The 19,066-nt window shown below is 41.7% G+C and carries 19 protein-coding genes and 1 riboswitch; of the genes, 16 read left to right on the top strand and 3 right to left on the bottom strand.

The genetic code is table 11. The features are described from left to right. From SORDD16_RS07910 to SORDD16_RS07935, 6 genes are all read left to right on the top strand, one after another. The coding region (locus SORDD16_RS07910; protein ID WP_164966504.1) for a site-specific DNA-methyltransferase at window positions 1-979 on the top strand (979 nt) is incomplete at its 5' end. 4 nt (window positions 980-983) lie between these two features. Then, on the top strand, window positions 984-3,596 hold the full coding sequence (locus SORDD16_RS07915) for a DEAD/DEAH box helicase family protein (RefSeq protein WP_061453036.1): 2,613 nt from the start codon (window positions 984-986) through the stop codon (window positions 3,594-3,596). 217 nt (window positions 3,597-3,813) lie between these two features. Beyond that, a riboswitch (glycine riboswitch) is annotated at window positions 3,814-3,902 on the top strand. 90 nt (window positions 3,903-3,992) lie between these two features. Then, complete coding sequence (locus SORDD16_RS07920) at window positions 3,993-5,315, top strand: alanine/glycine:cation symporter family protein (RefSeq protein WP_061453037.1); 1,323 nt, start codon at window positions 3,993-3,995, stop codon at window positions 5,313-5,315. A 131-nt stretch (window positions 5,316-5,446) separates the two neighbouring features. Next, window positions 5,447-5,995, top strand: coding sequence for a carboxymuconolactone decarboxylase family protein (locus tag SORDD16_RS07925; RefSeq protein ID WP_000206774.1), 549 nt, complete (start codon window positions 5,447-5,449; stop codon window positions 5,993-5,995). A gap of 14 nt (window positions 5,996-6,009) precedes the next feature. Next, window positions 6,010-7,074 (top strand): acyl-CoA dehydrogenase family protein, encoded by a 1,065-nt coding sequence (locus SORDD16_RS07930; RefSeq protein ID WP_061453038.1) that lies wholly within the window; start codon window positions 6,010-6,012, stop codon window positions 7,072-7,074. 106 nt (window positions 7,075-7,180) lie between these two features. Next, window positions 7,181-8,080 (top strand): TDT family transporter, encoded by a 900-nt coding sequence (locus SORDD16_RS07935; protein WP_061453039.1) that lies wholly within the window; start codon window positions 7,181-7,183, stop codon window positions 8,078-8,080. A gap of 23 nt (window positions 8,081-8,103) precedes the next feature. On the opposite strand, the gene serS is transcribed toward SORDD16_RS07935, so the two are convergent. The 3 genes from serS to SORDD16_RS07950 all read right to left on the bottom strand — a co-directional run bounded on the left by serS (window position 8,104) and on the right by SORDD16_RS07950 (window position 11,330). Further along, complete coding sequence (gene serS, locus SORDD16_RS07940) at window positions 8,104-9,378, bottom strand: serine--tRNA ligase (protein WP_061453040.1); 1,275 nt, start codon at window positions 9,376-9,378, stop codon at window positions 8,104-8,106. A 213-nt stretch (window positions 9,379-9,591) separates the two neighbouring features. Continuing rightward, a complete protein-coding gene (locus tag SORDD16_RS07945) occupies window positions 9,592-9,963 on the bottom strand; it encodes a DUF956 family protein (RefSeq protein WP_045593221.1) in 372 nt (123 codons plus the stop codon). 2 nt (window positions 9,964-9,965) lie between these two features. Further along, window positions 9,966-11,330 carry an aspartate kinase gene (locus SORDD16_RS07950; protein ID WP_061453041.1) on the bottom strand — a complete coding sequence of 455 codons (1,365 nt, stop codon included), beginning with the start codon at window positions 11,328-11,330 and terminating at the stop codon, window positions 9,966-9,968. Between the two features lie 208 nt (window positions 11,331-11,538). On the opposite strand from SORDD16_RS07950, the gene SORDD16_RS07955 reads away from it, so the two are divergent. The 10 genes from SORDD16_RS07955 to fabZ all read left to right on the top strand — a co-directional run bounded on the left by SORDD16_RS07955 (window position 11,539) and on the right by fabZ (window position 19,061). Next, a complete protein-coding gene (locus tag SORDD16_RS07955; protein WP_061453042.1) occupies window positions 11,539-12,324 on the top strand; it encodes an enoyl-CoA hydratase in 786 nt (261 codons plus the stop codon). A 90-nt stretch (window positions 12,325-12,414) separates the two neighbouring features. Beyond that, complete coding sequence (gene fabT, locus SORDD16_RS07960) at window positions 12,415-12,849, top strand: fatty acid biosynthesis transcriptional regulator FabT (RefSeq protein WP_000386342.1); 435 nt, start codon at window positions 12,415-12,417, stop codon at window positions 12,847-12,849. Beyond that, complete coding sequence (locus SORDD16_RS07965; protein ID WP_061453043.1) at window positions 12,849-13,823, top strand: beta-ketoacyl-ACP synthase III; 975 nt, start codon at window positions 12,849-12,851, stop codon at window positions 13,821-13,823. The genes fabT and SORDD16_RS07965 overlap by 1 nt, the downstream gene beginning before the upstream one ends. A gap of 57 nt (window positions 13,824-13,880) precedes the next feature. Continuing rightward, a complete protein-coding gene (locus tag SORDD16_RS07970) occupies window positions 13,881-14,105 on the top strand; it encodes an acyl carrier protein (RefSeq protein WP_000257840.1) in 225 nt (74 codons plus the stop codon). A 117-nt stretch (window positions 14,106-14,222) separates the two neighbouring features. After that, window positions 14,223-15,197 carry an enoyl-[acyl-carrier-protein] reductase FabK gene (gene fabK, locus SORDD16_RS07975; protein WP_061453044.1) on the top strand — a complete coding sequence of 325 codons (975 nt, stop codon included), beginning with the start codon at window positions 14,223-14,225 and terminating at the stop codon, window positions 15,195-15,197. Beyond that, the gene (gene fabD / locus SORDD16_RS07980; protein ID WP_061453045.1) at window positions 15,190-16,110 is read left to right on the top strand and encodes an ACP S-malonyltransferase; all 921 of its coding nucleotides are present in this window, start codon (window positions 15,190-15,192) and stop codon (window positions 16,108-16,110) included. The genes fabK and fabD overlap by 8 nt, the downstream gene beginning before the upstream one ends. A 45-nt stretch (window positions 16,111-16,155) precedes the next feature. Further along, on the top strand, window positions 16,156-16,887 hold the full coding sequence (gene fabG / locus SORDD16_RS07985; RefSeq protein WP_049484271.1) for a 3-oxoacyl-[acyl-carrier-protein] reductase: 732 nt from the start codon (window positions 16,156-16,158) through the stop codon (window positions 16,885-16,887). A 28-nt stretch (window positions 16,888-16,915) separates the two neighbouring features. Beyond that, window positions 16,916-18,151 carry a beta-ketoacyl-ACP synthase II gene (gene fabF, locus SORDD16_RS07990; protein ID WP_061453046.1) on the top strand — a complete coding sequence of 412 codons (1,236 nt, stop codon included), beginning with the start codon at window positions 16,916-16,918 and terminating at the stop codon, window positions 18,149-18,151. A 2-nt stretch (window positions 18,152-18,153) separates the two neighbouring features. Beyond that, window positions 18,154-18,642, top strand: a complete 489-nt coding sequence (accB, locus tag SORDD16_RS07995) for an acetyl-CoA carboxylase biotin carboxyl carrier protein (protein ID WP_061453047.1) — start codon at window positions 18,154-18,156, stop codon at window positions 18,640-18,642. Further along, window positions 18,639-19,061 (top strand): 3-hydroxyacyl-ACP dehydratase FabZ, encoded by a 423-nt coding sequence (gene fabZ, locus SORDD16_RS08000; protein WP_061453048.1) that lies wholly within the window; start codon window positions 18,639-18,641, stop codon window positions 19,059-19,061. Before accB ends, fabZ begins: the two co-directional genes overlap by 4 nt. Window positions 19,062-19,066: the final 5 nt, after the last annotated feature.

The following is a 19,066-nucleotide window of genomic DNA, read 5'->3' on the forward strand; positions in this document are numbered from 1 at the left end:
ATATACAAAAAATAAAAGTAACTGGGTTCTTAATTTGCTTCCAAGAACAGAAAAAATGAATAAAGCATATTCAAACCCAGACAATCATCAGAAAGGAGCATGGAAAAGTACCCCCTTACATGCTAAAAGTGGGTCTGAAAATGGAAAGAATTTTAAATACACATTTAAGAATGGGGTTGTTTGGACTCCGCCTGTAGGAACCTATCCTAGATTTTCTAAAGAAACTCTGGAGAAACTAGATAAAAATGATGAAATATACTTTGGAAAAAATGGAGATGCTGTCCCGTCACGAAAAACCTTTTTATCAGAGTTGAAAAATAATGGAATAAAATCAAACACTTTATGGAGATTTGATGAAGTAGGTCATAATCATCAAGCAAAGGAAGAGATAAAAAATATCTTAGGCAATAGTATATTTGATACACCAAAACCCGAAAAGCTCATTCAAAGAGTGATTCAATTAGGAAGTAACGAAGGTGAACTCGTTCTTGATTTCTTCATGGGAAGTGCGACAACTCAAGCCGTAGCCCACAAAATGAATCGTCGTTATATCGGAATTGAACAAATGGACTATATTGAAACAGTTTCTGTAGAGCGCTTGAAAAAAGTTATCGCTGGTGAACAAGATGGTATCTCCAAAGACGTCTCTTGGCAAGGTGGGGGATCCTTCGTTTATTGTGAGTTGAAGAATGATGCGCAAGACTTCAAGAACCAGATTTTAGAAGCAACTTCTACTGAGGTTTTATCAGAGCTGTTTGAACAAGCAAAAGAATCTTCTTTCCTCTCTTACCGAGTTGACCCGAAAAAGTTGAAAAAACAAGAGTTTGAAAAATTATCATTGGCAGAACAAAAACAAGTCTTGCTGGAGTTGGTGGATAATAACAATCTCTATGTCAACTACTCAGAGATAGACGATAGCGACTATGGTATCACAGAACAAGATAAAAAACTTAACCGTCAATTTTACGGGGAGGAGTGAGTCGATGTCTTTTGTATATGAGATTTATAACCAAGCAAGTGAAAATGGTTTTATTGATTTTAAGGAAAAGATCCCTGACTACATCAGGCAAAATCTGAAATATCCCTTGCGTCCTTACCAAAAAGAGGCGATTGGACGCTATCTCTACTATAAAAATGATGAAAAGCATTATCAAAAACCAGAACAAGTCCTCTATAATATGGCGACAGGTTCAGGAAAAACCTTACTGATGGCTGCCATCATCCTTGAGAAGTTCAAACAAGGCGAACGTAATTTTATCTTTTTTGTCAACAACGACAATATCTTAACCAAAACAAGGGCGAATTTTTTGCCCAATGGAACAGGAAAATATTTGTTTGCGGAGAAAATCATGGTTGACAATCAAGTGGTGACTGTGCGTGAGGTGACAGATTTTTCGGATAGCCAGCCAGATAGTATAAACATTGTCTTTACCACTATTCAAAAACTGCATCAAGACTTAAATACGCCACGGGAAAATCGCCTGACTTATGAGCAGTTTGAAGATTTATCCCTTGTCTTATTGGCAGATGAAGCCCATCACTTGAACGCAGGACTTGCCAAGAAAGAAAAAGATGAAAACGATAGCTGGACGGCGACTATTGCTAATATCCAAGGTACAGCTCAAAAGTCTTCTTTGTTTGAATTTACAGCAACCATTGATTTAGCCAATCCTGATATTGCTAAAAAGTATGAAAAATCCTTGATTTTCAAGTATGATTTGAAAGAGTTCCGCTTGGATAAGTACTCTAAAGATGTGCTTTTCCACTTGGTGGATAATGACCTGCCAACTCGTATGTTGCAGGCAATCCTTATCAGTCAATATCGTAAGAAAATTGCTCTGAAATATGGCATCAATCTCAAGCCTTTGATCATGTTTAAGTCGCAAAAAATTGCTGAAAGTAAGGGAAATGTAGATACCTTTTTGGATATGCTGGCAAACTTGACGGTGGAGCAGGTGCAAGCTCAAAAAGGACTGACTGAGACTGAGGGAGAGCGAAAAGGAATCTTAGAGAAAGCTTTTACTTTCTTTGAGGGATTAGGACTATCTGACCAAGACTTGATTGAAGAGTTGCAGGAAGATTTTCGTTGTGAACGCCTGCTCTTGATTGATGGGAAAAATAAAACCAGCAATAGCTTGGTAGAGTTAAATACCTTGGAGTCACCTTCAAATGAAATCCGTGCCATTTTTGCGGTGGATATGCTGAATGAAGGATGGGATGTTCTCAATCTCTTTGATATCGTGCGCCTCTATGATACTCGTGATGGTAAGACAACCAATGCAGAGAAACAACTCATCGGACGTGGGGCTCGTTACTATCCTTTTGTGATGGATAACCAAGTCGAGGAGAAATTTACTCGAAAGTTTGATGAAAATGAGCACAATGAACTCCGTGTCATCGAACAACTTCATTATCATTCAGCCAATAATCCACGCTATATTTCAGAATTGAAACAAGTCTTGCGTGAGTCTGGTATTTTTGATGATGTCAACTTGGAAGAGCGTGAATTGAAGTTGAAGGACTCTTTTAAACAAACACGCACCTACACAGATGGTCTTATCTGGATGAACAAGCGACTATCTCGTCAAGAATACCTCGAACATAGACAAGAAAGTTTGTTGGATACCTCTTTTATTCCAAGTTCCTTTGAGGTGAGTTTGCCGACTTCTACCACAAGAGATTTTGAGGCATTTTCGGAAGAGGATGTTTTTGTGACTAATACAGTTAATACTTTGTATTTTGAGTTTGGCAAAGAGATCTCTCCTAATATTGTGCGAACTGCTATCAATCGGAACAAACAATATACTTTTAAAAATCTTCAACAAGCCTTCTTTGGCTTGCGTGGTGTTTCTGCCTTTATAGAGATGCTTTCGAAAGTCCCTATCCGTTTAGAGTCTTCTTTATCAAAAGTGAGTGACCTGACAGCAGAGCAGAAACTTTATATAGCTGAACAGCTTTTGCATCACATTGAGAAGGACATCATTCCAACAGAGGAACGTTTTTATGGTTCGAATATCTTTGAGTCAGTTCCAGTGCGTGAGGTTTTTGAAGAGAATATCTTGAGAAAGTATACTGTTAATGCTACTGGAAATGCAGAGTTTGGACGGTCACAGAAAACGAAGTCTGAAACAGAGATTTTCGAAAATATTGATCAGCTAGACTGGTATGCCTATGATGACAACTTTGGAACGAGCGAAGAAAAATATCTGGTACGTGCTATCCGTGAATGGATGAATGATTTGCAGGAAAAGTGGTCTGATATTTATCTCTTGCGAAATGAAAAAGCTGTAAAAATTTATAGTTTTGATGAAGGACGTGCCTTTGAGCCTGACTTTATCTTGCTTGCAAATGATAAAAAAGTTGGAAATACTTCTTGGCAGATTTTCATTGAGCCAAAAGGAAGTCAATTTTTGGATAGTAATAATACGTTCAAAAATAGTAAAGAAGGCTGGAAAGAGAAATTCTTACTGCAAATTACTGAAAGAGATGAGGCACGAACTTTGTTGGACGATGAACGTTATCATATCGTTGGTCTTCCTTTCTTTAATAATGAGATGAGCAAAGAAATTGTAAATAGTAACTTGAAAGATTTATAGCAGAAATTGGAGAGTGTATGATTTCGCGAATTATTTTAAGAAATTTTAAATGATTTCAAAATATAGAAATTGAATTTCCCAAAACAAATCAAATGAGAATTTTCCAAAACACATTGACAAAAGCCAACATTTTTTGTAAAATAAGAATCAATTAAATACCAACACCGAATGAAGTTTAATAGAAGTGGAGAAAGGTTTGTTTTCCATGACTGTAAATGGACGGAACTCTGGAGAGACCGTAAAGGCACCGAAGGGGCAAGGCAGGAAACTGCTCAAACTCTCAGGTAAAAGGACAGAGCTAGGATAGACCGCTTTTTAGCATTTATCTAAGCATTCCAGAGTACATGTATCTTGCATGTGCTCTTTCTTTTGGGGTTGAAAAGATAGGAGAATAGAATGTTAGAATTGCTTAAATCAATTGATGCTTTTGCTTGGGGGCCCCCCCTCTTGATCTTATTGGTCGGAACAGGTATCTATTTGACCATCCGACTAGGCCTTTTGCAGGTGGCTCGTCTCCCTAAGGCCTTTCAGTTGATCTTTACCAAGGATAAGGGGCATGGCGATGTGTCGAGCTTTGCTGCTCTATGTACAGCTCTAGCCGCCACCGTTGGTACGGGAAATATCATCGGGGTAGCGACAGCCATTAAGGTTGGGGGACCAGGGGCCCTCTTTTGGATGTGGATGGCGGCCTTCTTTGGGATGGCGACCAAATATGCCGAAGGCTTGCTGGCCATCAAATACCGTACTAAGGATGCAAATGGAGCTGTAGCTGGAGGGCCCATGCATTACATCCTTTTGGGGATGGGAGAAAAGTGGCGTCCACTTGCTATCTTCTTTGCCCTAGCGGGTGTATTGGTAGCCCTTCTAGGGATTGGTACCTTTACCCAAGTCAATTCGATTACAGAATCCATTCAAAATACAGCCCAAGTTGATCCAGCTATCACGGCTTTGATTCTATCCATTCTTGTAGGGATTGCTGTCTTTGGCGGACTCAAGTCTATTTCTAAGGTTTCGACAGCTGTTGTTCCTTTTATGGCTATCATTTATATTTTGGGAACCTTGACAGTTATTTTTTTCAATATTGGAAAACTCCCTGCTACAATCGCTCTAATCTTGACATCAGCTTTTAGCCCGGTTGCCGCGGTAGGTGGTTTTGCAGGTGCCAGCATTCGGATGGCTATCCAAAATGGTGTGGCGCGTGGTGTCTTCTCTAACGAATCTGGTCTGGGTTCAGCTCCCATTGCAGCTGCTGCGGCTAAGACAAACGAACCAGTAGAACAAGGTTTGATTTCCATGACAGGAACCTTTATTGATACTTTGATTATCTGTACTCTGACTGGTTTGACCATCTTGGTGACTGGAGTATGGAATAGTGACCTGAATGGAGTGGCTTTGACTCAGTCAGCCTTCTCAACAGTCTTTTCACACTTTGGACCAGTCCTTTTGACCATCTTCCTTGTACTCTTTGCCTTTACGACAATTCTAGGTTGGAACTACTACGGAGAACGTTGTTTTGAGTTTCTTTTTGGTGTTCGTTTTATCTGGCTTTACCGTGTAGTCTTTGTGCTCATGGTCTTGTTGGGAGGATTTATCGAGTTGGATATGGTTTGGATTATCGCAGATATCGTCAATGCCTTAATGGCTCTACCAAACTTGATTGCCCTCTTAGTCTTGTCGCCAGTCGTTATTGCCGAAACCAGAAAGTATTTTAAACACTAACCCAATCACACTTTTAGTGTGATTTTTTTCATTTCATAGACATTTCCTATCATGGCGATTGAAAATATATATTATCCAAGGGGAAAATTCTATGATAGACTAAATGACAATAAAATGAAAAGAGGTTTCTTATGACAACATTTACCATCCACACAGTAGAATCAGCACCAGCAGAAGTAAAAGAAGTTCTTGAAACAGTACAAAAAGACAACAATGGCTATATTCCCAACCTAATCGGTCTCTTGGCCAATGCCCCAACCGCGCTTGAAGCCTACCGAACTGTCGGAGCCATCAACCGTCGCAATAGTCTGACACCAGTGGAACGTGAAGTAGTGCAAATCACAGCTGCTGTAACCAATGGTTGTGCTTTCTGCGTGGCTGGTCATACTGCCTTTTCAATCAAACAAATCCAGATGAACGATGATCTTCTCCAAGCTCTCCGCAACCGTACTCCAATCGAGACAGACCCAAAACTAGATACCCTAGCTAAGTTTACCTTGGCGGTCATCAATACCAAAGGGCGTGTAGGAGATGAAGCCTTGGCTGAATTTTTGGAAGCTGGCTACACGCAACAAAATGCCTTGGATGTGGTTCTGGGTGTTAGTCTTGCTAGCCTTTGCAACTATGCTAACAACCTAGCCAATACGCCTATCAACCCAGAATTGCAACCTTATGCATAATAGGAGGAAAGAGTATGGGATTTTTTTCCGAAGAGTTTTTGAGCTGGTTAGACCAGCATGCTGATGAAATTGATAAACAGTCTTGTGAGGCTGGAGAGCAACTGATTGAAAGGATTGCAGCAGAAGGAGCTTTTCGTGTAGGTGTTCCAGAATCTCTCGACGGTTCAGACGGAAGTGATCAAGATGTCATTGATATCCTAGCAGAGCTCGCTCAACATTCCTTGACGGCCTCCTTTATTTCCTGGGGGCAACGAACCCTAATTGACAATATTCTCCATACAGAGAATTCCTATTTGAAAGAAACCTATCTGGAAAAACTCTTGTCCGGTGAATATGCAGGCGCAACCGCCCTGTCTAATGCTGTCAAGTATCTATCTGACCTAGAGGAACTGAATGTTCGTGTTCTTGAAGAAAATGGACAATTTTATCTAAAAGGGCGACTGCCATGGGTAACCAATGCACGTAGAAATCGTTTCTTAACCATTTTTGTGGCAGGTTTTGCTGATGATCCAAGTAAAAGTTATGTGGTGGCTGTGCCATCAGACGCAGAGAATTTTAGTCGTTCAGAAGACTTAGAATTCGTTTCTCTTCAGGGAGGGAATACTGCTTCTTTGACCTTTAATAGGGTTCCTTTAAAAGAAGAGTGGATTCTATCCAAGAATGCTAAAGAATTTTTAACTCAAAACCGTCCCGCATTTTTAGGTTACCAATTTGGTTTGGCTTTTGGTTTAGCTGAACGCTCTCTATCAGAAGTAGAAAAAGAATTGGGGAGACGAAGTGTATTAACAGATGAATGGAAATATCAGGTAGAGCAGTTAGAGGATATTCGGCAAGCTCTTTATCAGGGATTGTCTGACCGGTCCTATTTCGTTACCAATCCGCGTGAACTCTTTCAGTTAAGAATAGACATTGTGGATGTTGTTGCCCAAAGTCTTCTATTAGAGTTACAAGCAGGTGGCGGTAGAGGCTACTTTAGCAAATCAACATCTGGTTTTATCCGTCGTTGGAATGAAGGAGCCTTTCTTCCAATTGTTTCTCCAAGCGCTGTTCAGTTGCGCCATATCTTAGCAACGAGTTAAAAAAGTAGAATAAAAACGAAGTTTGAATTTCCGACTTCGTTTTTTTAAGCTCTCATTTAAGCGCTTTTATGCTATACTAATAATAACATGATTATTGGAGGCTCAGATGAAAAAGCTCCCCTTGGTATTTTCTGGCTGTTTACTAGGCTTAGCAGGTGCAGGCAATCTGATTGCAGATACTTGGCCTGTTCTGTCGCATTTATTGAGTCTGACTGGTTTAGTTTTGTGGATTTTCTTTCTGATTCTTCATCTTTTTAATTGGGAAGAAACCAAGAAAGAATTGACCAAGCCCCCTCTTTTATCTGGGATGGCCACCTTTCCCATGGCAGGGATGATTTTATCGACTTATATCTTTCGTTTGTTCCCTCGTCTTCCTGTGATATCACAAGGGCTCTGGTGGTTTTCCTTTCTCTTGGACCTCGCTTTAATCACTACTTTTACCATCAAATTTGCCTGTTCAGGCAAGAGAGTCAATGCGACTCCAAGCTGGACGGTGCTCTATGTGGGGATAGCAGTAGCTGCCTTGACCTATCCTCTGGTAGGTATCGTTGAAATTGCCTATGCGACCTTGAGTTTCGGTTTTGTCTTGACCTTCTATCTTTATCCTCTTATTTATAGCGATTTAAAGAAAACTCCACTCCCAGTAGCCTTGCTTGGACAGGAAGGAATCTACTGTGCTCCCTTTTCTCTACTCTTAGCTTCTCTAGTTCGAGTTGGAGGAGCAGGTCTACCGACTTGGCTCTTGATCGTCATGATTTTGGCATCTCAGTCCTTCTTTTTCTTTGTTTTAACTCGCCTGCCCAATATTTTAAAAGAAGGCTTTCAACCAGCTTTCTCAGCCCTCACCTTCCCAACCATTATCACAGCTACTTCGCTCAAGATGGCTCAGGAAATCTTGAAACTTCCATTTCTGGATTATCTGGTGTTTGCTGAAATTGTTATATGCCTCACTATTTTATTCTTTGTATTGGGTGCTTATCTGATTTGGTTACGAAAAAAGGTCTAGCTAGAAATAGCTAAACCTTATTTTTATGGTTTGATAACTTCAGCTCCACCCATATATGGACGAAGTACTTCTGGAATGGTTACAGAACCATCTGCATTTTGATAGTTCTCAAGAATAGCGGCTACTGTACGTCCAACTGCAAGTCCAGAACCATTCAAGGTATGAAGGAGTTTAACCTTGCCATCGGCTTCGTCACGGTAACGGATTTGAGCACGACGAGCTTGGAAATCTTCTGTATTTGAACAGCTTGAGATTTCACGGTAAGTATTTTGTGCTGGAATCCAAACTTCCAAATCGTAAGTCTTGGCAGCTGAGAAGCCCATGTCTCCAGTAGAGAGCGCAACGACACGATATGGAAGGTTGAGTTTTTGAAGGATGTTTTCAGCGTTGGCTGTCATTTTTTCCAATTCTTCGTAAGATTCTTCTGGTTTGGCAAATTTGACCATTTCAACCTTGTGGAATTGGTGCAAACGAATCAAGCCACGTGTATCACGACCGGCAGAGCCAGCCTCAGAACGGAAAGATGGACTCATAGCGGTAAAGTAGATTGGTAGGTCTTTACCGTCAAGGATTTCATCACGGTAGTAGTTTGTAAGAGGCACTTCAGCTGTAGGAATGAGGACATAATTAGTGTCTTTCAATTCAAAAGTGTCTTCCTTAAATTTTGGATATTGACCAGTACCAAACATAGAATCGTGGTTAACCATGTAAGGTGTGATGACTTCCGTATAGCCTTCTTTACCATGCTCATCCAACATAAAGTTGTAGATAGCGCGTTCCAAACGAGCTCCAAGACCTTTATAGAAGAGGAAGCGAGCGCCTGTTACTTTACCGCCACGTTCCCAGTCAAGGATACCCAAGTCTTCACCAAGATCCCAGTGAGCTTTTGGTTCAAAGTCAAACTCGCGCGGAGTCCCCCAACGGCGGACTTCCACATTGTCATCTTCGTCAGCTCCGATAGGAACGCTGTCAGCTGGAATGTTTGGAAGAGTAGTGGTGAATTCTGTCAATTTAGCATCGATATCCGCCAATTCAGCATCCAAGGCTTTGACTTCAGCAGATAGGGTTTGCATCGCAGCAATCTTATCATCGGCATTTTCCTTGTTGCGCTTAGCTTGGGCAATCTCAGCTGAAACTGTGTTACGTTCTGCTTTGAGCGTTTCAACCTTGACCAAGATGTCACGACGCTTAGCATCGATTTCTTTCATCTCGTTAAGGATAGCAGCATCTACGCCACGTGTTGCCAATTTTTCAGCGACGGCATCAAAGTCTGTACGAATACGTTTGATATCTAACATAAGAACTCCTTTATGAAAAAAGCACACCTAACAAAGCGTTGGAGTGGCAGAGCCACGGTTCCATCCAACTTCACAGGTGTGCACTTGATTGTGTATGTAATTGTTACTAACGGTAGAATTTCACCTATCCCCTCTATCTGCTCGCAGCACCCGCAGACTTTCTGAAAGAAGGAGATAACTTACTTATCCGTTGCTATGATTATACTAAAGTTTCTACTTTTTTGCAAATAGATTTTTAAGTTTTTGTCCAATGGTCTGGAGCAGAGTCGGAAGTTTTACGACCTTGTCGTTTCCTAATTTTTCCCGAGCGATTTTGAGGATAGCCCCAGAGTCTTTTGAGGCAAAGAGGAATTTTCCTTGATCAGTGAAGACTTCAAAGTGACGGCTGATTTTGCGGCCACTTACGTTGGCTCCGATTTGCTGAATACTGGACCAGGGGATTTGGATATATTGTTCGACATTGACATCAGGATAAAACTCTAAGGCTTGATCCCCGACGAGAAATTTCCCGACCTTTCCAGAGATAGAGAGGTAAGATGTTCCAGTAGTTTGCAGGTCAATGACTTTATTTAGTGATTGGGCCATGATTAGTCTTCCTTACTTTCATCGAAAAAGGCCTGATAGAGAGCTTTGATAGCTGCTTTTTCTTGCTCTTTATTGACAACAAACATGATGGAAACTTCACTTGACCCTTGGGACATCATCTGGATGTTGATTTTATTCTCAGACAAAGCACGTGTTGCAGTAGCAGTTACCCCGATATGACTCTTCATCTTTTCTCCGACAATCATAATGATGGAAAGGTCGTGTTCGATTTCAGCATGATCCACTTCAGCCTTTTGAACCAACTGACGAAGGATTTCTTCTTCCTTGATAGGAGTTAGTTCGCGAGAACGGAGAATGATTGAAAGATCATCGATACCTGTTGGCATGTGTTCCCATCCGATGTTAAGATCTTCGAGAATTTGTAAGGCTTTGCGACCAAATCCAACTTCACGGTTCATGAGGTATTTCGACATGTTGATGCTGACGAATCCTGAGTCACCCGCAATCCCTACTACTGGGAATTTATCACTACTGTGTTCTAAAACAATGCGCGTACCTGGGTGGTCAGGGTTATTGGTATTCTTGATGACAAGAGGGATTTTTCCACGGTAGGCAGGGAGCAGGGCTTCATCGTGAAGGACTGAGAAACCTGCATAGGCCAACTCACGCATTTCACGGTAGGTCAATTCAGGGATAGAGTGTGGTTGGTGGATAATACCAGGATGGGCAGCAAAGATACCATCGACATCTGTAAAGTTTTCATAAAGGTCGGCTTTGACACCTGCAGCGATGATGGAACCAGTGATATCTGAACCTCCACGTGAAAAAGTACAGATTTGATTTTCCTTAGTGACTCCAAAGAAACCTGGGATGACAAGGACCTCGTTGCTATCAGCCAAGCCTTCAATCTTGTCATAACTAGATGGGATGATACGTGCGTTTCCTGGTTCACTTGTGACAACGATTCCAGCTTCTCTTGGGTGAACATAGCGTGCATCGATGCCGTTTTGGTTAAAGTAGGCTGCAATGAGTTTAGCATTGTTATTTTCTCCAGCAGCTAGGAAGGTATCATAGAGAAATTCATTGTCCTCTATAGGAAGAGTTGCCAAGGCGCGAATGCTTTTAGAAATTTTTTCTAAAACAGCAGGTTTTAGCCCTAGTTCACTCACCATAGCGGCATAACGGTCTATAATCCAGCTTTGACTAGCGTTGATATCATTTCCCGCCACATAGTCGCGATAGTATTTAATCAAAGCATCGGTCACCTTGGTATCATCAGCATTGCGTTTACCCGGTGCGGAAACGACCACAAAACGGCGCTCCTTATCACTTTTAACGATGTTTAAGACTTTTTCTAACTGACTAGCAGAGGCAAGCGAACTTCCACCAAATTTTACAACCTTCATAAGGACTCCTCAAGTAAGTATTTTATACGATTATAGCAGAAAGAGCGGCATTTTTCAATGAAGAAAATAGTATAGTCTTTAGGCTAAAGTGAGCGTTTTTTATCAGCTGAGACACTTTCCTTTAGTTTTTCCTTGCCTCTTTATCTAAAAAAAGATATACTTTGGTAATGAAATAATTTTATCACCTTACAAAAGAAAAGGAGAAGCTATGAATCATATTCTATATCAGATCGTAGATGATCTTGCTATCATTACTTTGAATCGTCCCGAAGTGGCAAATGGTTTCCATATCCCAATGTGTGAGGAGATTTTAGAAGCTTTGACCTTAGCTGAGCAGGAACAAGCTGTTCAGTTTATCTTGATAAACGCGAATGGCAAGGTCTTTTCAGTTGGAGGAGACTTGGTTGAGATGAAACGAGCAGTGGATGAAGATGACATCCCTTCTTTGAATAAGATTGCAGAATTGGTCAATACAATCTCCTATAAAATCAAGCAAATCCCTAAACCTGTTTTGATGGAGGTAGATGGAGCAGTTGCTGGTGCTGCAGCCAATATGGCAGTAGCAGTCGATTTTTGTTTGGCGACTGATAAGGCAAAATTCATCCAAGCCTTTGTCGGAGTTGGCTTAGCGCCAGACGCTGGTGGGATTCATCTCTTGAGTCGTAGCATCGGGGTAACACGGGCTGCGCAACTTGCCATGACAGGAGAAGCTTTGACTGCGGAAAAAGCACTGGAATGGGGCGTGGTATACCGTGTTTGTGAAGCTGATAAATTAGAAAAAACACGGGAACAAGTTCTGAAGAAATTAAGACGAGGTTCAGCTAATTCCTATGCAGCCATTAAGAAGTTGGTTTGGGAAAGCCAATTTAAGGATTGGCAGAATTATGCTGAATTGGAATTGAAACTGCAAGAATCTTTGTCTTTGACTGAAGATTTTAAAGAAGGAGTTCGAGCTCATTCCGAAAGAAGACGACCAAAATTTTCAGGAAAATAAAAAAATACTTGCACAATTCTTTGGAGTTTGATATACTTTTTGTGTCAAATGTTTTGAATGCAAAAGTTTTTTTGAGAAGGAGGGAATACTTTGGACTACCAACAAGTGAATGAGTATTTAACATCTATTTTTAATAATGTCCTTGTGATTGAGGAGGTTAGCTTACGAGGTAGTCGTTTCAAAGACATCTCCATCAAAGAAATGCACACGATTGATGTGATTGGCAAGTTCCCAGAGGCGACACCAAGTAAGGTTTCTAAAGAACTGATGGTCACTCTTGGAACTGTTACGACCAGCTTGAATAATCTCGAAAGAAAAGGTTATGTTGAGCGCATTCGTTCTGATCAGGATCGTCGTGTGGTCTACTTGCATTTGACAAAGAAAGGTCGTTTGGTTCACCGTCTTCATAAACGTTTCCACAAGGCCATGGTCGAAAAAATTATCGATGGTATGAGTTCTGAAGAGATAGAAGTGATGGGCAGGGGCTTGACTAACCTTTATCAATTTTTGGAGGATTTGAAATAATGGCTTTTGCAAAAATAAGCCAGGTTGCTCATTATGTTCCAGAGCAAGTGGTCACTAATCATGACTTAGCCCAAATCATGGATACAAGCGATGAGTGGATTTCAAGTCGGACAGGAATTAAACAAAGACATATCTCAAAAACAGAGTCTACAAGTGACTTGGCGACAGAAGTTGCTAAGAGCTTGCTGGCTAAGGGGAGCTTAACAGCGGATCAGATTGATTTTATCATTGTAGCGACGATTACCCCAGACTCGATGATGCCATCTACAGCAGCTCGAGTTCAGGCAAATATCGTAGCGCATAGAGCTTTCGCCTTCGATATGACAGCAGCTTGCAGTGGCTTTGTATTCGCTCTCTCAACTGCAGAAAAGTTTTTAAGCTCTGGACAGTTCAAAAAAGGGATTGTTATCGGGGCTGAGACCTTATCCAAGGCAGTTGATTGGTCAGATCGTTCAACAGCTGTTCTCTTTGGAGATGGTGCTGGTGGGGTTCTCTTGGAAGCGAGCGAAACACGTCATTTCCTTGTAGAAAGTCTCTATACGGATGGCTCGCGGAGCGAGTGTTTGACCTATGGTCAAACGGCTTTGGCTTCTCCTTTCTCAGATCAAAAAGCAGTTCCTGCTTTTTTGAAGATGGATGGACGAGCAGTTTTTGATTTTGCAAATCGAGATGTTGCTAGATCGATCAAAGAAACCATTGAAAATGGTCCAATCGCAGCATCGGAATTGGATTATCTCTTGCTTCATCAGGCAAATATCCGCATTTTGGATAAGATGGCTAAGAAAATCGGTGTAGATCGAGACAAGCTTCCTGCCAATATGATGGAGTATGGAAATACCAGTGCGGCAAGTATCCCGATTTTGCTCTCAGAGTGTGTGGAGAATGGCAAGATTCGTTTAGATGGTAGCCAGACAATTCTCCTATCAGGCTTCGGTGGAGGTTTGACATGGGGCACACTCATTCTTACAATCTAGGTAATCATGTGGTAAACACATAGTTATAAATTTTTTATATTTTAAAGGAGTCCTATCATGGCAGTATTTGAAAAAGTACAAGAAATTATCGTTGAAGAACTTGGGAAAGACGCATCAGAAGTAACACTTGAATCTACTTTTGATGATTTGGATGCAGATTCATTGGACTTGTTCCAAGTAATCTCCGAAATCGAAGATGCTTTTGATATCCAAATCGAAGCAGAAGATAACTTGAAAACAGTTGGTGACTTGGTTGCCTACGTTGAAGAGCAAACAAAATAATTAACATATTACTAGAAGGAGTAGGGGAGACCCGCTCCCTCTTGTTTAGGTAATAGTTTGAAATTCAAATGATAAACTCATCGAACTATTACGTAAGCAAGGAATGATGGAGGCACTATGAAAACACGTATTACAGAATTATTGAACATTGATTATCCTATTTTTCAGGGAGGAATGGCCTGGGTTGCTGATGGTGACTTGGCTGGTGCGGTATCAAAAGCTGGTGGTCTAGGGATTATCGGTGGTGGAAATGCACCTAAAGAGGTCGTAAAGGCTAATATTGATAAAATCAAATCACTTACGGATAAACCTTTTGGTGTCAACATCATGCTCTTGTCACCCTTTGTAGAAGACATCGTTGATCTCGTGATTGAAGAAGGGGTTAAGGTGGTTACAACTGGTGCTGGAAATCCAAGTAAATACATGAACCGTTTCCATGATGCAGGAATTACAGTTATTCCTGTTGTTCCAAGTGTTGCTTTGGCGAAACGCATGGAAAAAATTGGTGCAGATGCAGTTATTGCAGAAGGAATGGAAGCCGGTGGACATATTGGTAAATTAACAACTATGACCTTGGTACGTCAAGTTGCTGCAGCTGTTTCAATTCCAGTTATTGCAGCTGGAGGAATTGCGGACGGTGAGGGTGCCGCTGCAGGCTTTATGCTTGGCGCTGAGGCCGTTCAAGTCGGTACGCGTTTCGTAGTAGCTAAGGAATCCAATGCCCATCAGAACTATAAGGATATGATTTTGAAAGCTCGAGATATTGATACGACCATCTCTGCTCAGCATTTTGGTCACGCTGTACGGGCTATTAAAAATAAATTAACCCGTGATTTTGAAAAAGCCGAAAAAGAAGCCTTTAAGCAAGAAAATCCAGACTTGACTGTTTTTGATAATCTAGGTGCAGGGGCTCTAGCCAATGCGGTTGTCCGTGGTGATGTGGAGAATGGCTCTGTCATGTCCGGTCAAATCGCAGGTTTGATCAGTAAGGAAGAAACAGTTGAAGAAATCCTAAAAGATCTATACTATGGGGCAGCTAAGAAAATTCAAGAAGAAGCAAAACGTTGGGCAGGAGTTGTAAGAAATGACTAAAACAGCCTTTCTATTTGCGGGTCAAGGTGCTCAGTATCTAGGGATGGGGCGTGATCTCTATGATCGCTATCCTATTGTCAAGGAAACAATTGACCAAGCCAGTCAGGTTTTGGGTTATGACCTTCGTGACTTGATTGATAAGGAAGAAAGCAAGTTGAACCAGACTCGCTACACGCAACCAGCTATTTTAGCGACTTCGGTTGCTATTTACCGACTATTGAAAGAACAGGGCTATCAGCCGGATATGGTAGCAGGATTGTCCCTTGGAGAATATTCTGCTCTTGTAGCAAGTGGTGCCTTGGACTTTGAGGATGCAGTTGCCTTGGTTGCTAAGCGTGGTGCTTATATGGAAGAGGCTGCACCTGTAGGCTCTGGAAAGATGGTTGCCGTCCTTAATACTCCAGTAGAAGTGATTGAGGAAGCTTGTGAAACAGCCTCTAAAGTTGGAGTAGTGACTCCAGCCAATTACAACACCCCAAGCCAAATCGTCATCGGTGGTGAGGTGGCTGCGGTTGACCGCGCAGTTGAACTCTTGCAGGAAGCAGGAGCAAAACGATTGATTCCTTTAAATGTATCGGGTCCTTTCCATACAGCCCTTCTCGATCCAGCCAGTCAGCAACTAGCTGGTGCTCTTGAGGGAGTGAGTTTCTCTGACTTTATTTGCCCACTAGTCGGCAATACGGAGGCTGCTGTTATGGAAAAAGATCGAATCCAAGAGCTTTTGACGCGTCAGGTCAAAGAACCTGTTCGTTTTTATGAAAGTATTGCTGTGATGCAGGATGCTGGGGTGACCAACTTTATTGAAATTGGTCCTGGTAAGGTCCTATCAGGCTTTGTCAAAAAAATCAATAAAACAGCTCAGCTAGCTAACGTTGAAGACCAAGCAAGCTTGGATGCTTTGTTAGGAAACTAATGATCCCTTCTCCCACAAAATACAAGAGGAAACAGGAGAAATAGAATGCAACTTACAAACAAAAATGTCTTTGTAACAGGTTCAAGTCGTGGTATCGGACTTGCCATTGCTCACAAATTTGCCCAACTAGGCGCTAATGTAGTTTTGAATAGTCGCGGAGCAATCTCAGAAGAATTGCTGGCTGAGTTTTCAAACTACGGCGTCAAAGTAGTACCGATTTCAGGTGATGTTTCAGACTTTGCAGATGCCAAGCGTATGGTAGATCAAGCGATTGCGGAACTCGGTTCTGTTGATGTCTTGGTCAACAATGCTGGGATCACTCAAGATACGCTTATGCTCAAGATGACTGAAGAAGACTTTGAAAAAGTGATTAAGATCAACTTGACAGGTGCCTTCAACATGACGCAAGCAGTCTTGAAACAGATGATTAAGGCACGTGAAGGTGCGATCATCAACATGTCTAGTGTGGTCGGTTTGATGGGAAATATCGGACAAGCCAACTATGCAGCTTCTAAAGCAGGTTTGATTGGTTTTACCAAGTCAGTTGCACGTGAAGTTGCCAATCGTAATGTTCGCGTAAATGCTCTTGCACCAGGAATGATCGAGTCAGATATGACTGCTGTTTTATCTGATAAGGTCAAGGAAGCGACATTGGCCCAAATCCCAATGAAACAGTTTGGTCAAGCAGAACATATCGCAGATGCTACAGTGTTCCTGGCTGGACAGGATTATTTGACTGGACAAGTTCTCGCTGTTGATGGCGGACTTAGCATGTAAAAAATAAGGAAAGATATAGGTAAGACAGATGAAACTAAATCGAGTTGTAGTAACAGGTTACGGATTGACCTCTCCTATCGGAAATACTCCAGAAGAATTTTGGAACAGTTTGCAAACTGGGAAGATTGGAATTGGAGAAATCACTAAGTTTGACCACAGCGAATTTGCTGTGCACAATGCGGCAGAAGTCCAAGACTTTCCTTTTGATAAATACTTTATCAAGAAAGATACCAATCGTTTTGACAACTATTCTTTGTATGCCTTGTATGCAGCTCAAGAAGCGGTAACAAATGCTAATCTTGATGTAGAAGCAATCGATAAAGATCGCTTTGGTGTCATCGTGGCTTCTGGTATCGGGGGTATCAAGGAAATCGAAGATCAAGTTATCCGTTTGCATGAGAAAGGTCCAAAACGTGTTAAGCCAATGACTCTTCCAAAAGCCTTGCCAAATATGGCTTCAGGGAATGTTGCTATGCGCTTCGGAGCAAACGGTATCTGTAAATCAATCAATACAGCCTGTGCCTCATCAAACGATGCCATTGGGGATGCCTTCCGCTCTATCAAGTTTGGCTTCCAAGATGTCATGCTAGTTGGTGGATCAGAAGCTTCTATCACTCCTTTTGCTATCGCTGGTTTCCAAGCATTGACTGCCCTATCAACTACAGAAGATCCTACCCGTGCTTCTATTCCATTTGACAAAGACCGTAATGGTTTTGTGATGGGGGAAGGCTCTGGGATGTTGGTTCTTGAAAGCCTTGAACACGCTGAAAAACGTGGTGCAACTATCTTAGCTGAAGTAGTTGGTTATGGAAATACCTGTGATGCTTATCATATGACTTCACCTCATCCAGAAGGTCAAGGTGCGATTAAGGCGATTAAACTGGCTTTGGAAGAAGCAGAAATTTCTCCAGAGCAAGTGGCTTATGTCAATGCTCACGGAACTTCAACTCCTGCTAATGAAAAAGGAGAAAGTGGTGCGATCGTAGCTGTCCTTGGTAAAGAAGTACCTGTATCTTCAACCAAGTCCTTTACAGGACACTTGCTTGGTGCTGCAGGGGCAGTAGAAGCCATCGCTACCATCGAAGCCATGCGTCATAACTTTGTACCAATGACAGCTGGAACAAGTGAGTTATCAGACTATATCGAAGCGAACATCGTTTACGGACAAGGCTTGGAGCAAGAAATCCCTTATGCTATTTCAAATACTTTTGGTTTTGGCGGACACAATGCGGTTCTTGCTTTCAAACGTTGGGAGAATAAATAATTATGAATTTAAATGAGATCAAGGACTTGATGGCTCAATTTGACCAATCAAGTTTGAGAGAATTTTCTTATAAAAACGGAACGGACGAATTGCAGTTTAGTAAGAATGAAGCAAGAATGGCTTCCGAAGCACCAGCTCAAGTTGCTTCAGTGCCAACTCCAGTAGCTGCAAATCCAGTAGTTTCTGCCCCCTCAACTTCAGTAGAGAGATCTGTGGAAGAAGCACCAGCACCAGCTGAAACGACTGTTACTCCAGAGGGTGATGTTGTTGAAAGCCCACTTGTAGGGGTGGCTTACTTGGCCGCTGGACCAGATAAACCTGCCTTTGTCACAGTCGGAGACAGTGTTAAAAAAGGTCAGACTTTGGTGATCATCGAAGCCATGAAAGTCATGAATGAGATTCCTGCACCTAAGGATGGTGTGGTGACAGAAATTCTCGTTTCAAATGAAGAAATGGTTGAGTTTGGTAAAGGATTGGTACGTATCAAATGATCAATATTCAAGAAATCAAAGAAGCTCTACCCCATCGCTACCCCATGCTCCTAGTGGATCGTGTCTTGGAAGTGAGCGAGGATACCATTGTTGCCATTAAAAATGTCACCATCAATGAACCTTTCTTCAATGGTCATTTTCCTCAATACCCAGTCATGCCAGGTGTTCTTATCATGGAAGCCTTGGCCCAGACCGCTGGTGTCTTGGAATTGTCCAAACCCGAAAATAAAGGAAAACTGGTCTTCTACGCTGGAATGGACAAGGTTAAGTTCAAGAAGCAAGTTGTACCAGGTGATCAATTAGTCATGACGGCTACTTTTGTTAAACGTCGTGGTACGATTGCTGTGGTTGAAGCAAAGGCTGAAGTAGATGGTAAGCTTGCAGCGAGTGGTACTCTTACCTTTGCAATTGGAAACTAAGGAGG

This window comes from Streptococcus oralis (genome assembly GCF_001578945.1).
Lineage (GTDB): Bacteria > Bacillota > Bacilli > Lactobacillales > Streptococcaceae > Streptococcus > Streptococcus oralis_Q.

What these genes read in the sequence shown, in the direction of transcription:
- SORDD16_RS07915 (WP_061453036.1), top strand. Translation starts at nt 984, where the DNA reads ATGTCTTTTGTATATGAGATTTATAACCAAGCAAGTGAAAATGGTTTT.
- fabF (WP_061453046.1), top strand. Translation starts at nt 16,916, where the DNA reads ATGAAACTAAATCGAGTTGTAGTAACAGGTTACGGATTGACCTCTCCT.
- SORDD16_RS07920 (WP_061453037.1), top strand. Translation starts at nt 3,993, where the DNA reads ATGTTAGAATTGCTTAAATCAATTGATGCTTTTGCTTGGGGGCCCCCC.
- SORDD16_RS07935 (WP_061453039.1), top strand. Translation starts at nt 7,181, where the DNA reads ATGAAAAAGCTCCCCTTGGTATTTTCTGGCTGTTTACTAGGCTTAGCA.
- fabG (WP_049484271.1), top strand. Translation starts at nt 16,156, where the DNA reads ATGCAACTTACAAACAAAAATGTCTTTGTAACAGGTTCAAGTCGTGGT.
- SORDD16_RS07970 (WP_000257840.1), top strand. Translation starts at nt 13,881, where the DNA reads ATGGCAGTATTTGAAAAAGTACAAGAAATTATCGTTGAAGAACTTGGG.
- SORDD16_RS07965 (WP_061453043.1), top strand. Translation starts at nt 12,849, where the DNA reads ATGGCTTTTGCAAAAATAAGCCAGGTTGCTCATTATGTTCCAGAGCAA.
- fabK (WP_061453044.1), top strand. Translation starts at nt 14,223, where the DNA reads ATGAAAACACGTATTACAGAATTATTGAACATTGATTATCCTATTTTT.
- fabZ (WP_061453048.1), top strand. Translation starts at nt 18,639, where the DNA reads ATGATCAATATTCAAGAAATCAAAGAAGCTCTACCCCATCGCTACCCC.
- accB (WP_061453047.1), top strand. Translation starts at nt 18,154, where the DNA reads ATGAATTTAAATGAGATCAAGGACTTGATGGCTCAATTTGACCAATCA.
- SORDD16_RS07930 (WP_061453038.1), top strand. Translation starts at nt 6,010, where the DNA reads ATGGGATTTTTTTCCGAAGAGTTTTTGAGCTGGTTAGACCAGCATGCT.
- fabD (WP_061453045.1), top strand. Translation starts at nt 15,190, where the DNA reads ATGACTAAAACAGCCTTTCTATTTGCGGGTCAAGGTGCTCAGTATCTA.
- serS (WP_061453040.1), bottom strand. Translation starts at nt 9,378, where the DNA reads ATGTTAGATATCAAACGTATTCGTACAGACTTTGATGCCGTCGCTGAA.
- SORDD16_RS07925 (WP_000206774.1), top strand. Translation starts at nt 5,447, where the DNA reads ATGACAACATTTACCATCCACACAGTAGAATCAGCACCAGCAGAAGTA.
- SORDD16_RS07955 (WP_061453042.1), top strand. Translation starts at nt 11,539, where the DNA reads ATGAATCATATTCTATATCAGATCGTAGATGATCTTGCTATCATTACT.
- SORDD16_RS07945 (WP_045593221.1), bottom strand. Translation starts at nt 9,963, where the DNA reads ATGGCCCAATCACTAAATAAAGTCATTGACCTGCAAACTACTGGAACA.
- SORDD16_RS07950 (WP_061453041.1), bottom strand. Translation starts at nt 11,330, where the DNA reads ATGAAGGTTGTAAAATTTGGTGGAAGTTCGCTTGCCTCTGCTAGTCAG.